Raw genomic sequence first — 13,848 nt, 5'->3', positions numbered from 1 at the left:
TTAACATGAATAATAAAAATAATAAAATCCCGTTTAATGAAGATAATTACACCCATAATATCAATCGTAATAATGAGAGAAAACTAGACCGACGCGGTTTCATGAAAATGCTTGCAGGGGCAGCAGGAGTATTTGCAGTTTCTTCCCTTCCTTGGGGTGCTTTAGCTGCCAAGGAATTAACGGGTCTTAGCGATAAAAAATATCCAAAGCATAAAATCGCTGACTTACAGTCATTGCCGGTAGGAGATGCAGTAGACTTTGCCTTCCCGGGCGAGCACGATAGCGCGATTTTAATTAGGCTTTCAGAAAATAAATTTGTAGCTTACCAAAATGCTTGTACCCACTTACGCTGCCCTGTTTTTTGGAAAAAAGACGAGGGAGAAATGATCTGCCCATGCCACCACGGGAAATTTGATGTGAAAACAGGTGAGCCAATTGCTGGGCCACCGAGACGTCCGCTTCCTGAAATTCATGTGAAAGTTGAGAACGGCGCTGTCTATGCCGTGGGGGTGAAACGTTATGAAGCGTAGTTACGTACCAGTTGCACTCCTCTTGGCTGTCTTAATGTTAAACATTATCTTTACCCAATACATGGTCCATCAATATTTTTATGAAAAGTACACGAATACCATTATTGCTGCGGCCATCAATATTATTTTATTTCCTGTAGCACTTATCATCTATAAAAAAGGTGTGAAGGTCAATGACTAGTGAAACGTATATTGATTTTTGTTTTATCCGGTCAGAATCAGGCGGTTTCGCTAAGGAAATAGACCAGATTTTAAAAGAAACTTTTGCGAATAAACGTTTGAATTGGTTTCTTGAAGAAAAAACAATGGATGAAGCTGAAATGGTTGTTGCAGAGATAAAAGGAATGAGTGATTGGGGCTCTGAAGAAGAAACAATTATGTTTCTCGAGGAGAATGCCGGGGAGAAATTTTGGGAGTATCTGCAAGGATACAAGATGTTCATCTATCCGGCAAAGAGGGGATGTAATAGCTGTGGAGTCCATTAATTTAGAAGATCTAAAACGATTTACCGGCGGGCCGGTTGAAATTGCGATTCATGATGCAGAGGGTGGAGATCAGGCACCAACTGTTAACAAAACGATAAAAAAAGTGCAGTCATGCCCTGATGGCACCCATATTCGCTTTTATTTTGATGATTATTATTTTTTGGCAGTACCACTAGCAAGCGATGTTATTGAAACGGAAACCGAATGGTCCGCATTTGATCCGGAAAGCGGTCTTCATTATACAGTAAAAAAAGTTCAGACTCTCTAAAGTGTCTGGCTTTTTTATAATTGGATGTGTAAAAGAATATTGTTGATTTTTTAAACAAAGTTGATTGGAGCGGAAGGCACGAAGACTCCTGTGGGAGAACGGGGTAGGGGAGACCCCGCAGGAGCGTGGGCGACGAGGAGGCTCCCCAGACCGCCCACGAACCGCTTGTGCCTGAAGAGGAAATCAACAACCAATAACAGAGCATACTAATTAAATAGGGGTTTAGGAGGGTTGATGAATGACAACTTTACCGTCAAAAGAGGGGATTAGTTCCTACATTATTCACTCCCAAGAGGAGGAAATTAAACGAATTGCTTTAGAGCTCCATGAGGGTGTAGGTCAAAATCTATATAGTATTTTAACAGGATTACAGTTTGTTGAATCCGGTACAGAGCAACCGGCTATGAAGCATTATCTTCGTGAAATGTCTCAACTGATCGAAAAAACCATCCAAGAAATTAGGCTGCTTTCAGTAGAATTGCATCCTCCTACCTTAACAACCCTTGGTTTACTTCCCGCCATTAAGAGCTATATTAAGTTGTATACTTCAACATTTGGTATTCTTGTTGATTTGGAATCATTAGGAGAAGAAAAGCAAATTCCTGAGCGGCAAAATATCGCAGTTTTCCGGGTTTGCCAAGAAGCTCTGGCAAATATTGCGAAATATGCCGATACCTCCAATGTGAAGATGAATTTTATTTGGAAAAAGACGGAATTAACCATAACGATACACGATTTTGGTAAGGGATTTCAACCGGAGGAACTTGAAATAACGAGTCCATTATCCGGGCTTGCAGCGATGAAAGAAAGAATGCTTCTTACTGGCGGACAGTGTTCAATTTCCTCTAAAATAGGAGAAGGAACCTCGATAGAAATATCTCTTCCCTTGAAATAAAGGGACAAAGGGGAGTTAGTTTTGATAAAAATCCTATTGGTTGATGATCACGCGGTTGTAAGAATGGGTCTGAAGATGCTCCTTAATACCAATCCGAAGATGGAAGTAATCGGGGAGGCTTCGGAAGGAAACGAAGGAATAAAGAAGGCATTAAGGTTAAAGCCGAATGTAGTGGTCATGGACTTAAGTATGCCCCATGGTAAAGATGGGCTTACTGCCACCACTGAGCTCAAAAAGGAAATGCCAACAATTAATATTTTGATTTTAACCATGCATGATGATGAGGAGTATCTGTTCCGGGCGATACAGGCAGGTGCATCCGGATGTATTTTAAAAAGTGCACCCCATGATGAATTAATGGCTGCGATTGAATCCGTTGCAGCAGGTGATGCCTATCTTCACCCGGCAGCTACAAAACGGTTAATGGAAGAATATTTGACAGGAATGAAGCATGACAGTTCAGATACTTATAATCTTTTGTCGGAACGGGAAAAAGAAGTCCTCACCCTCATAGCAAAAGGGTACTCAAACAAGGAAATCGCCGAGCAGCTTGTGATTAGTGTTAAAACGGTTGAAACCCATAAAGGGAACCTGATGGAAAAGCTGCAAATGAAAACCCGGCCAGAGCTTGTTGAATATGCGGTTAAAAAGGGGTTATTAGGGTATGGTTTTTAAGGAGAAGCGCCACAAATGACAAAATTAAGAGAATTACAGGCAGTTATTGAAATATGTAATCAATTGAAAGCTGCAGTAAAATGTGAGTTTGTGGGGCTTGCCTTTCAAAATGAAATTGGCCCGGATGTTCGTTGGCATTATGTTTCAGGTAATTTGAATGATAAATATGAACGGATCACCGTTCGTTTCGGTAAGGGAATCGCCGGAAAAATTATTTCAAGCGGAACTGCAATGATGCTTGGGGATTTTCCGAATGATATCCTCGGGAAGGTAACTGATTATCCGATTATGCTGGCTGAAAAACTTGTATCGGCATATGCTGTGCCGATATTTTTTCATTCTGTCCCTAAAGGGGTATTGCTTATTGGCAATAGGGCAGCACATCATTTTACCGAACAGGATCAAGAATTGGTAAAGGATGCTGCTGAAGCTCTGGAGCAGATTTTAAAAGGGCATACATTACTTTGAGGGGGAAAAGAAATGGAAAGAGAAATGCAGCAAATTAAAAACGAACTTTTAGACTATAAATTTGCTCTTGATTCATCTTCAATTGTAGCGATAACGGATTCTCGCGGAATTATTACATATGTGAATGATCAATTTTGCCTGATATCAAAATACTCAAGGAAAGAATTATTGGGGCAGGATCATCGGATTATTAACTCCGGATACCATTCACAGGAGTTTTTTAAAAAGATGTGGCGGACGATTGGTTCCGGTGAGGTTTGGAAAGGGGAAATCCAAAACAGAGCAAAGGATGGAACCTATTACTGGATGGATACTACCATTGTTCCGTTTTTAAATGATAAGGGCAAACCTTATCAATATGTTGCAATTCGATATGAAATCACGGAAAGAAAGCGCGTTGAGCAGGAATTGCAAAAAATGATGACCACCATCATTGATGTCCAAGAAGAAGAACGGAAGCGGTTGTCGAGAAATTTACATGACGGGATTGGTCAAAATCTATACAGTCATTTGATAACGATTAATCGTCTGCTTAATGAGCAGGACCACCCTCTGCTTCAACAGATGCAGCAGGAGGCTACACAGTTAATTGAGGAGATTCGTGAAATTTCTTGGGAGCTTCGCCCATCTGTATTGGATGACCTCGGGCTAGTTCCTGCGATTCGTTCTTTTCTTTCTCGTTATTCAGAGCACTATAATATTGATGTCTTTTTTGAGTGTGTATTGAACAAACGGCTGCCAATCAGTATTGAATTAACAATTTATCGGATTATCCAAGAGGCGTTAACGAATATCCGTAAATATGCGGAAGTCTTAAAAGCAACTGTCACGATAAGGGAAATTGATGAACTTGTCAGGGTAATGATTGAAGATAAAGGAATAGGCTTTGATGTAGACAATGTTCAACGTGGAGTTGGTCTTTTCAGCATGGACGAGCGTGCCCGGGCGGTTAGCGGAGACCTATCTATTGTTTCTGAGCTAGGAAAGGGTACGAAAATTATTTTTGAGGTACCTGTTTCAAGAGCATGATGAGTGCTGTGATAGGAAGGGAGCTTAGTTAAGGACATTTTTGTGATTTCCCATGGAGTTTTGTCCTTAACGGCGAGATGAAGGACATTTCCATGATCAGAAAGCAAAATTTGTCCTTCAAAGCCTAGATGAAGGACATTTCCATGATCAGAAAGCAAAATTTGTCCTTCAAAGCAGAGATGAAGGACATTTCTATGAACAGAAAGCAAAATTTGTCCTTCAAAGCCTAGATGAAGGACATTTCTATGAACAGAAAGCAAATTTTGTCCTCAAAGCAGAGATGAAGGACATTTCCATGATCAGAAAGCAAATTTTGTCCTTCAAAGCCTAGATGAAGGACATTTCCATGAACAGAAAGCAAATTTTGTCCTTCAAAGCAGAGATGAAGGACATTTCCTTGATTAGAAAGCAAATTTTGTCCTTCAAAGCTGAGATGAAGGACATTTCCATGATCAGAAAGCAAAATTTGTCCTTCAAAGCCTAGATGAAGGACATTTCCATGATCAGAAAGCAAATTTTGTCCTTCAAATCCTAGATGAAGGACATTTCCATGATCAGAAAGCCAAATTTGTCCTTCAAAGCCATAATGAAGAACATTTCCAGGATCAATAAAGCGAAAAATGTCCCTCAAACCCCACCTATTCCATAGTCAAAAAGGTAACTTTGCCTTTCAAATCCAAATAACCATTAGAGAACCAATTAAAAAACACACGATTTCAAATTAGAAATCGTGTGTTTTGCTACTATCATATCTCTAAAGCTTAAATGAACTCTTCAATGAAACAATACGGTTAAAGACTAATTTTTCCGCAATGGAATCCTTTGGATCTACATTGAAATAACCGTGTCTAAAGAATTGGAATTTGTCGTGCGGCATACTTTCCTTCATATTTGGCTCAACAAACCCTTGGAAAACCTCGAGAGAATTTGGGTTCACATTATCTAAGAAAGTTTTTTCTTCCCCATCACTTGCTTCTTCCACTTCATCCAAAATCAATGGCTCATACAAACGAAACTCTGCTGGAACAGCATGCGCTGCTTCCACCCAGTGAATCGTTCCCTTTACCTTACGGCCGGTAAAACCGGTACCGCTCTTCGTTTCTGGGTCATACGTACAGTGCAGCTCTACAACCTTGCCATTCGCGTCCTTAATCACTTCTTCACATTTAATGAAATAAGCATGCTTTAAGCGAACCTCATTCCCAGGGAACAACCGAAAGTATTTTTTCGGCGGATCTTCCATAAAATCATCCTGCTCGATATAAATTTCACGAGAGAATGGAATCTTTCGCATGCCCATTTCAGGGTTTTCCGGATTGATCTCGGCATCCAAGAGTTCAATTTGTCCTTCCGGATAGTTCGTAATCACCACTTTTAACGGATTAATTACACCCATTGTACGCGGCGCTTTTAATTTTAAATCTTCACGGACAAAGTGCTCGAGCATTTGGGAATCCACTACACCTGAACCTTTGGAAACCCCTGTTTCACGAACAAAATTCCGAATCGATTCCGGGGTGAATCCTCTTCTTCTCATTCCGGAAATTGTAGGCAGCCGCGGATCATCCCAGCCGTCAACATATTCTTCCTCGACAAGTTGTTTTAGCTTGCGTTTACTCATAACGGTATTGGTGATATTTAAACGGCCAAATTCAATTTGCTGCGGTGTGTTCTCCATTTCACATTGCTCCACAACCCAATTGTACAGTGGTCGCTGATCCTCAAACTCGATTGTACAAATGGAGTGTGTAACGCCTTCAATCGCATCCTCAAGCGGATGGGCGAAAGCATACATCGGATAAATACACCATTTATCACCCGTGTTATGGTGGGTCGCATGGGCAATACGATAAATGACAGGGTCACGGAGATTAATGTTAGGTGAAGACATATCGATTTTAGCCCGAAGAACTTTCTCGCCATTCCCGAACTTTCCTGCCCGCATCTTCTCAAATAATTCAAGGTTTTCTTCAATGGAACGCTTACGGTAAGGACTTTCCTTCCCGGGCTCTGTCAGTGTACCGCGGTATTCACGGATTTCATCTGCGGTAAGATCATCCACATAAGCTAAACCTTTATTTATTAAAAGAACAGCACGGCTGTACATTTCTTCAAAATAATTGGAGGCGAAAAATAAGTCATCCCATTCAAATCCAAGCCACTTTACGTCTTCTTTAATAGAATTAACGAATTCAACGTCCTCTTTTAACGGATTTGTATCATCAAATCGTAAATTCGTTTTTCCGTTAAAATCATCTGCTAAGCCAAAGTTGATAATAATTGATTTTGCATGACCAATATGTAAATATCCGTTTGGCTCAGGTGGAAAGCGGGTTACGACCGTTTGATGTTTTCCCGATTCTAAATCCTTTATCATGACATCTTTTATAAAATTGGAATTATGTTCCACTATTTTCAACCTCTTTCATTGTATCTACTACTATAAATACCATAAATACTGATATTTTTCCATTATTCCCGACAATCATAAGCATAACAGAAGGGAAATAAATTTTAAAATTGCAAAAGTAACTATATTAAAGATAAAATCAATGGATATATAGGCTTAGGAGAGGAGAAGGTTTATGCTTAATCTGGGAACAGTAGGAACAGGATGGATTACCGCAAGATTTATTGAGGCAGCAAAACATAGTGGGAAACTTAATTTAACAGCCGTTTATTCAAGGACGGAGCAAAAAGCAAAACAACTCGCAGATACATATCATTCAGCAAATTTTTATACAGATTTAAATGAAATGGCTAGCAGCACTTCGATCGATGTTGTTTATATTGCGTCACCAAATTCTGTTCATTTTGAACAGGCTCTTTTATTTTTAAAAAATAAAAAACACGTAATTTGTGAAAAGCCAATTTTTTCTACTACAACTGAATTAGAAGAGGCTTACCGAACAGCTGAAGAGAATGGTGTGTTTTTATTCGAAGCAATCCGCAATATCCATACACCTAATTTTGCAATCTTAAAAGAAAATCTCTATTTTGCAGGAAAGCTACGGAGTACTGTTTTGCCTTATATCCAGTATTCCTCTCGCTACGATTTGTTTTTACAAGGCGAAGTGCCAAATATCTTCTCGGCAGAATATTCCGGTGGGGCACTGGTTGATTTAGGAGTATATCCTCTTTATTTAGCGGTTGGATTATTCGGTAAGCCTGAAAATGTAGCCTATCATCCCGTTTTACTACATAGCGGGATGGACGGAAGCGGTACGCTTGTGTTAACGTATGATGGTTTTGTTTGTACCATTCTTTGTTCGAAAATATCTCATTCCGAGATCCCTTGTGAAATCCATGGGGAGAAAGGAACCTTCGTTCTTGGGGATGCGGCACCAATCTCAGAGATCAAGTTTTTTGACAGTCATACCAAGAAAAGCCAAATCCTGAGTGTGGAGCAATATGACAAGGATATGGTATACGAATGCATTAATTTGACTGAAATCATTGAAACCAATAATCATGAGAAATATGAAGAGTTGAAGAATTGGAGTCAGATTGTCCTTGAGGTAACGGAAGAAGCACGTAGACAAAATCAGATTATTTTTGATGTTGAAAAATAGGAGAGGCTGGGTTAACCCCCGGCCTTTATTTTGTCTACTTTGAGAATGCTTTTGTGAACTCTTTATGAAATAGATAAGGCAAATGATTTTTATCACACTCCCCTCATATATCCATTCCTTATAGTTAGGATATTGAAAGTTTTGGAGGGAACCGCTATGAAATCAAAGGCCTGGTATATAAAACAGCTAAAACAAAAGCCCGTTCAAATAACAAGACATATTGTTCAAGCTCTGTTCCTATTATTTTTACTCTATGTAGGACTGAGATTTTATCAATTTTATTTGCACTTTGAGACGTTGGGAAAAGAGCCCTTTGTTGAACGGCCATCTGCTGTTGAAGGCTTCTTGCCAATTAGTGCCCTCGTGGGATTGAAGGTATGGCTGACAAGTGGTGATTTTGATAAAATCCACCCGGCGGGGCTTGTGCTATTTACCTTTTTTGTTGGATCGGGAAATCTTTTTCGTAAATCCTTTTGCAGTTGGTTTTGTCCAGTTGGAACGGTGAGTGAATGGACCGGGATGCTTGGAAAAAAGCTGTTTAAAAGGAACTTTGACCTTCCACAGCCGCTCGTATGGTTATTAGCGCCACTAAAATATTTATTACTCTTATTCTTTTTAAAAATGATTATCTTTGATATGCCGACATTTGTGGCCAAAGGCTTCCTGGAGGATCCCTATAACAAAGTTTCTGATGTGAAAATGCTTTTATTTTTCTTAAATATCGGCGGCTTCACTTTGAAATTTATTTTGGTCATGTTCGTTCTTTCAATATTTTTTAAAAACTTTTGGTGCCGTTTCCTTTGTCCTTATGGTGCGATGATCGGGCTGGGTTCGATTCTAAGAATCACAAAAGTCCGGAGAAATGAGGATAGCTGTACGAACTGTGAAATGTGTACAAAGGTTTGCCCGCAAAGAATAAAGGTACATACAAAAAAGGCAGTCGTGACTCCAGCCTGTACGGCTTGCATGCAATGCGTGGAAGCATGTCCAATCAAAGATACATTAAATATGACGGTGGCCAATAAAAAAGTAAACAAATGGTTTGTTCCTATTGCTTTTCTTGTTCTGTTTATTTTAGTTGTTGGAATTGCCAAAATCACCGGCCACTGGAATACCATCATTTCCTATGAAGAATGGAAACAGTTGATTCCGGAAGTGAATAATATTGGGCATTAAACTCTAGAAAGCAGCGGCGTGCTGCTTATTTTTTTACTTGTTAACGGTATTTATTTATTTTAAAATTTAGAATAATGCAATTTCTACAGAACTTTTCTGAGGAGGATTGTCAAATGCCCAAAACAATTGAAGACTATTCTTTAGCAGAAGTCATGAAAAAAATTGAGGAGATATTAGCAGTTAACCCCGAACCGGTTCAAGGCTTTTCAGCTATCTATCAATTTGATATCAGCGGTGCAGAGGAGGGGGTCTATCAACTTCATTTTCAAGAGGGGAAGGCTTCCGTTAAAGAAGGAGATGAATCACCTGCAGACTGCACACTAATCATGTCCCTCGATAACTTCCGTAAATTTTTATTAGGGAATCTGAATGGAACGTTGGCCTTTATGACGGGGAAATTAAAAATTAAAGGCGACATTGGCAAAGCCTTAAAGCTGGAAAATATTTTAAAGCAATATAAAGTAAAAGAACATTTATAAAAATAACAAACAGGCTAACCAAAGTAGCCTGTTTGTTATTTTTATAGAAATTAAATGAATGGCCATGCGTTTTGCAGCAGATCATTAAAGGTTTGAACATTAGGTTCCTCTGAACGAACCTTCAAGTTAATAGAATAAGTGTTTATCGGTTTGGAAACCTTTTGTAGGATTTTTATCGTGCCTTCTTTTAATTCATTCTTAATAGAATTTTCTCCAAGAATGGCATAGCCAGTATTGTTTAAAACAATCCGTTTGATCGTTTCATCACTACCGCCGCACACGATCGTGGATATCGGCTTGATATCCATTTTCTTGAAATATTGTTCAATAATATCACTAAAACTACAATCACTATTATAGGAGATAAAGGGAAAGCTAGATAATATCTCTTGTAAATTTCGGCCTTTGCTGAGTTCCGTGGAGGCTACTAAAAGGGTTTGTTCTTCCTCCAGAAAGTTTTTCCTCAAATCCATTTCATCACATTCACTTGCAATAATAGCAAGATCGGCAACATGATCTCGAATACTTTGGATGGCATGAATACTATTTAGCGGCAGGAGACTTACACGCACATTTGGGTACTGTTCCGTATAAGTATTTATGATAGTTGAAAGATGATGTGTACAATAGTATTCAGGTGCAGCAATGGTGAGAATTCCTGCTGGCCCACGTAATTTTTCCATATCTAATTCAATTTTTTCAACAAGTGTAAACAAGGTATCTACATGATCCTTGAGTCTTCTTCCTGCGACGGTTAAAAAAGTGTTCTTACCTACTCTTGTTAATAGAGTATGGTTAAGTTCCCTTTCTAATGATTGTATTTGTAGTGTGATGGTAGGTTGGGTATATTTTAAGCGTTTTGCTGCTTTTGTCATGTTTAGTTCTTCAGCTACAATTTGAAATGTTTTCAGATTTCTAAGTTCCATTCAATCGCCTCTTTGTTATTTACTTTAAAAATCCACAGTTCTTTTCTAACACCACTTCAAATATCCAGCTTTGTTATGCCTATTATATCAATAATTTTTTTCATCTACAGTTAATTTTAATTGTGGTATTATCAATCTAATCCGTTAAAAAATTGAAAAAGTCTATAAAATTTTTCAATACTATAAACGACGTCATGAACAATATTTTATCTTAATTTAAATTTTTCCTATTCAAATACCTACTTTTTTAAATGACTCTCCCCTAGTTATCTTTTTTTCAACGTTTAATTTTAGGATTCTCAACGATATTCTTCTATTTATACTATAAGAATTATTAATATACCGTCGTTGACCCATTTTTTAAATTGTGTGAAAATTCAAGGGAATTAAGTTTCCATTTAAGGGGAGGAGTTGTTTTTATGATTGATTTGATGATAACAAAAGATGCAGACCTTTTAGCACCGACTATGGCAAAGGACTTTCCAAATTTAGCAGTTGTAAAATCGGAGGGGCTGTATTATATAAGTGAAGACGGTAAAAAATACTTGGATTTTACATCAGGGATTGCTACCGAAAATACAGGTCACAGACATCCCAAGGTGATAGCAGCGATAAAAGATCAAGTTGATAAACTACTCCATGGACCAATAGGGATTATTAATTATGAGTCAATCCTACAATTAGGCAATAAATTGAAAGCGGTTTTACCAGAGCCATTAAATTGTTTCTTCTTTGGCAATAGCGGGACTGAAGCAATTGAAGGGGCAGTAAAATTGGCAAGGCATGTTACCAAGAGACCGTATATTGTTTCTTTTCTTGGAGGATTTCATGGAAGAAGCATGGGTGCTTTAAGTCTTACTACCTCAAAAAGTAAGTACAGAAGAAATTTACCTGTCGGCTCCAATATGTCCTATCAACTTCCCTATGCAAAACCTACTGAAACACCAGAAGGAAGTGACCCGGAAATTTACTGGTCTGAACAGGTAGAAAAGGACTTTGAACGCCTATTTAATCACCAGGTGACACCTGAGGAAGTAGCAGCAGTCATACTAGAGCCTGTTTTAGGTGAAGGTGGATATATCGTTCCTCCAAAAGGATGGCTGAAGAAAATTCGCGAGATTTGTGACCATCACCAAATCTTGCTGATTTTTGATGAAGTTCAGACAGGTTTTGGAAGAACGGGGGACTGGTTTGCTGCCAATCGTTTTGGGGTGATTCCTGATATTATGGCGATTGCCAAAGGAATTGCAAGCGGATTACCGCTTAGTGCAACCGTTGCTTCTAAAGAGCTAATGGAGCAATGGTCAATTGGAAGCCATAGTACTACATTTGGTGGCAACCCCGTCGCATGTGCGGCTGGTTGTGCCACCATAGATGTTATAAAAGATGAGAAATTAGTTGAGAATGCTAGAGTTTTAGGGGAATATGCACTGAAAAGATTAATAGAGCTTAAAGAAAGGCATTCTGTCGTTGGTAGCGTCCGTGGGATTGGATTAATGCTTGGAATTGAAATTATTGATCCAGCAACCGGAAATCCAAACGGGGAAGGGTTAATGAAAGTTCTCAAGAAGAGTCTTGATAAAGGAGTCATCTTCTATTTAAGTGGTAACAAAGGCGAGGTTATTCGAATGATGCCACCATTAACTGTAGATAGGGAACATTTGGATTATGGAATCAACTTATTAGATGAAGCAATCGGTGAGTATGAATTAGAAATCGGAATTGGGGGCGAATAAATGAATAGACTAGATACGTCAGTACTGATACTTTATTTTGGTATGTTAATTGTGGTAGGAATCATTGGGATTAAAAAAGCGAAGTCAGAAAAAGACTTTTTACTAGCTGGTAGCCGTTTAGGATATTTTACCCATGTAGGTTGTTTGGCCGCCGTTATTATTGGTGGTGCCGCGACAATGGGTTCAACCACTTTAGGTTATGATTTTGGAATTTCCGGTTTTTGGTTTGTCACCATGATGGGTCTTGGTATTGCTGGATTAGGGCTATTCGTTGTCAATAAAATAAGCGGCTATGAAGTCTTCACCATCAGTCAATTATTAGGGAAGCGGTATGGTGAAGGAACTCAGCTGATTAGTGCGATTGTTACCGCTATCTATACGCTTATGATTGTGGTAACTCAAGTAATTGGAATGGGAAATGTAATTCATGTTTTACTAGGCTGGTCCGTTTTACCGTCCATGCTGATTGGCGGTGGGATTGTTCTCTTTTATACAATTCTGGGCGGTATGTGGAGTATTACGCTTACAGATATTATTCAATTCGTCATTATGACAATTGGTGTTTTCTTTATCATGTTTCCATACAGTATAAACAGTGTAGGAGGATTAACGGCTTTGTTCCACAGTATGCCTGCAGACCATCTTAGCTTAACGAATATTGGCTGGGATCGTATTTTTCAATACTTCTTACTATATTTCTTTGGGTTAATTGTTTCTCAGGATATATGGCAGCGCGTATTTACCGCAAAAAATCAGAAGGTTATGAAAAGCAGTGCAGTATCTGCGGGAGTGTACAGCCTTTTCTATGCTTTAGCACTAAGTATTGTGGGTATGTGCGCGTTGGTATTACTTCCGAATTTAGGAGAATCACAATCGGCCTTTACTGCCTTAGCATTAAAAATCCTGCCACCGGGATTATTAGGACTTGTTCTTGCCAGTGTTTGTTCCGCATTAATGTCCAATGCTTCAGGAGCATTATTTGCCTCTGCCACTTTACTTACGAATGATATCATAAAAGTGTACTTTAAAAAGGATATGGATGATAAAGGAGTTATTAAAACCTCTCGTATTGTGACACTTGGTTTAGGAATATTATCGATTCTTTTCTCTGTATGGATTCAAAATATTCTTGTTGCCCTAGATATGGCTTATGCTATTTTGTCAGGAGCGATATTCGTGCCGTTAGTGGCGGGACTGTTTTGGAAACGCGTCACAAGTAAAGCTGCATTTTCGGCTATCGTTGTCAGTACCATTGTTATTTTTGCTTGTTTTGTTGTTTATGGCATTTCTTCAACGCTTCCAATCATTTATGGGTTATTCACTGGAACGACTGTTCTAATAGGGGTTACACTATTTAGTAGTTATCCTGTTGAGATTGGTGATCAGTCGGTGAATATAGGGGAAGGGGAAAGACCTTAAACGAGTTAAAGATTGGCCACGAATTGTAAGTCCTGTATTTATGGATGATCAGAGGCTCTATTGGGCCTCTTTTTTTTGCAAAAGTTGAGGAATTAGTTATAAAGCTAACGATGAAGACCATTTCACAAGGCCCCCAAGGAGATTTGTTCTTCATCCGGTCGATGAACACCATTTCACCACCGAAAACCTT

General features: G+C 38.8%; 16 protein-coding genes. 13 read left to right on the top strand and 3 right to left on the bottom strand.

Annotated features, from left to right (window positions below; genetic code table 11):
* Positions 1-5: 5 nt before the first annotated feature.
* The 8 genes from E2K98_RS17400 (at position 6) to E2K98_RS17365 (ending at position 4,350) form a co-directional block, all read left to right on the top strand.
* On the top strand, positions 6-530 hold the full coding sequence (locus tag E2K98_RS17400; RefSeq protein ID WP_133336306.1) for a Rieske (2Fe-2S) protein: 525 nt from the start codon (positions 6-8) through the stop codon (positions 528-530).
* Positions 520-711, top strand: coding sequence for a hypothetical protein (locus E2K98_RS17395; protein ID WP_133336304.1), 192 nt, complete (start codon positions 520-522; stop codon positions 709-711). The genes E2K98_RS17400 and E2K98_RS17395 overlap by 11 nt, the downstream gene beginning before the upstream one ends.
* The gene (locus E2K98_RS17390; RefSeq protein ID WP_133336302.1) at positions 704-1,015 is read left to right on the top strand and encodes a hypothetical protein; all 312 of its coding nucleotides are present in this window, start codon (positions 704-706) and stop codon (positions 1,013-1,015) included. Before E2K98_RS17395 ends, E2K98_RS17390 begins: the two co-directional genes overlap by 8 nt.
* Positions 1,002-1,283, top strand: coding sequence for a hypothetical protein (locus tag E2K98_RS17385; protein ID WP_133336300.1), 282 nt, complete (start codon positions 1,002-1,004; stop codon positions 1,281-1,283). The genes E2K98_RS17390 and E2K98_RS17385 overlap by 14 nt, the downstream gene beginning before the upstream one ends.
* Positions 1,284-1,521: 238 nt before the next feature.
* The gene (locus E2K98_RS17380; protein WP_133336298.1) at positions 1,522-2,178 is read left to right on the top strand and encodes a sensor histidine kinase; all 657 of its coding nucleotides are present in this window, start codon (positions 1,522-1,524) and stop codon (positions 2,176-2,178) included.
* Between the two features lie 21 nt (positions 2,179-2,199).
* On the top strand, positions 2,200-2,853 hold the full coding sequence (locus E2K98_RS17375) for a response regulator (RefSeq protein WP_133336296.1): 654 nt from the start codon (positions 2,200-2,202) through the stop codon (positions 2,851-2,853).
* A 15-nt stretch (positions 2,854-2,868) separates the two neighbouring features.
* Positions 2,869-3,321 carry a GAF domain-containing protein gene (locus tag E2K98_RS17370; RefSeq protein WP_133336294.1) on the top strand — a complete coding sequence of 151 codons (453 nt, stop codon included), beginning with the start codon at positions 2,869-2,871 and terminating at the stop codon, positions 3,319-3,321.
* 12 nt (positions 3,322-3,333) lie between these two features.
* Positions 3,334-4,350, top strand: coding sequence for a sensor histidine kinase (locus E2K98_RS17365; protein WP_133336292.1), 1,017 nt, complete (start codon positions 3,334-3,336; stop codon positions 4,348-4,350).
* A 226-nt stretch (positions 4,351-4,576) separates the two neighbouring features.
* Here E2K98_RS17365 and E2K98_RS17360 read toward each other — a convergent pair whose 3' ends face one another.
* Entirely contained in the window at positions 4,577-4,981 is a 405-nt protein-coding gene (locus E2K98_RS17360; RefSeq protein ID WP_133336290.1) for a hypothetical protein, read from the bottom strand.
* Between the two features lie 123 nt (positions 4,982-5,104).
* Complete coding sequence (locus E2K98_RS17355; RefSeq protein WP_133336288.1) at positions 5,105-6,760, bottom strand: glutamine--tRNA ligase/YqeY domain fusion protein; 1,656 nt, start codon at positions 6,758-6,760, stop codon at positions 5,105-5,107.
* Positions 6,761-6,935: 175 nt separating this feature from the next.
* Here E2K98_RS17355 and E2K98_RS17350 point away from each other — a divergent pair, with 175 nt between their 5' ends.
* The 3 genes from E2K98_RS17350 to E2K98_RS17340 all read left to right on the top strand — a co-directional run bounded on the left by E2K98_RS17350 (position 6,936) and on the right by E2K98_RS17340 (position 9,577).
* The gene (locus tag E2K98_RS17350) at positions 6,936-7,922 is read left to right on the top strand and encodes a Gfo/Idh/MocA family protein (protein ID WP_133336286.1); all 987 of its coding nucleotides are present in this window, start codon (positions 6,936-6,938) and stop codon (positions 7,920-7,922) included.
* Between the two features lie 156 nt (positions 7,923-8,078).
* Positions 8,079-9,098, top strand: coding sequence for a 4Fe-4S binding protein (locus tag E2K98_RS17345; RefSeq protein ID WP_133336284.1), 1,020 nt, complete (start codon positions 8,079-8,081; stop codon positions 9,096-9,098).
* Positions 9,099-9,211: 113 nt separating this feature from the next.
* Positions 9,212-9,577, top strand: a complete 366-nt coding sequence (locus tag E2K98_RS17340; protein WP_133336282.1) for an SCP2 sterol-binding domain-containing protein — start codon at positions 9,212-9,214, stop codon at positions 9,575-9,577.
* 50 nt (positions 9,578-9,627) lie between these two features.
* On the opposite strand, the gene E2K98_RS17335 is transcribed toward E2K98_RS17340, so the two are convergent.
* On the bottom strand, positions 9,628-10,503 hold the full coding sequence (locus tag E2K98_RS17335; RefSeq protein WP_133336280.1) for a LysR family transcriptional regulator: 876 nt from the start codon (positions 10,501-10,503) through the stop codon (positions 9,628-9,630).
* Between the two features lie 419 nt (positions 10,504-10,922).
* Between E2K98_RS17335 and E2K98_RS17330 the strand changes: the two genes are divergently transcribed.
* Together E2K98_RS17330 and E2K98_RS17325 are read left to right on the top strand one after the other, a co-directional pair.
* The gene (locus tag E2K98_RS17330; protein ID WP_133336278.1) at positions 10,923-12,239 is read left to right on the top strand and encodes an aspartate aminotransferase family protein; all 1,317 of its coding nucleotides are present in this window, start codon (positions 10,923-10,925) and stop codon (positions 12,237-12,239) included.
* On the top strand, positions 12,240-13,658 hold the full coding sequence (locus tag E2K98_RS17325) for a sodium:solute symporter (RefSeq protein ID WP_133336276.1): 1,419 nt from the start codon (positions 12,240-12,242) through the stop codon (positions 13,656-13,658).
* Positions 13,659-13,848 lie beyond the last annotated feature (190 nt).

This window comes from Bacillus salipaludis (assembly GCF_004358205.1).
This window is presented reverse-complemented; position numbering and strand designations above follow the sequence as displayed.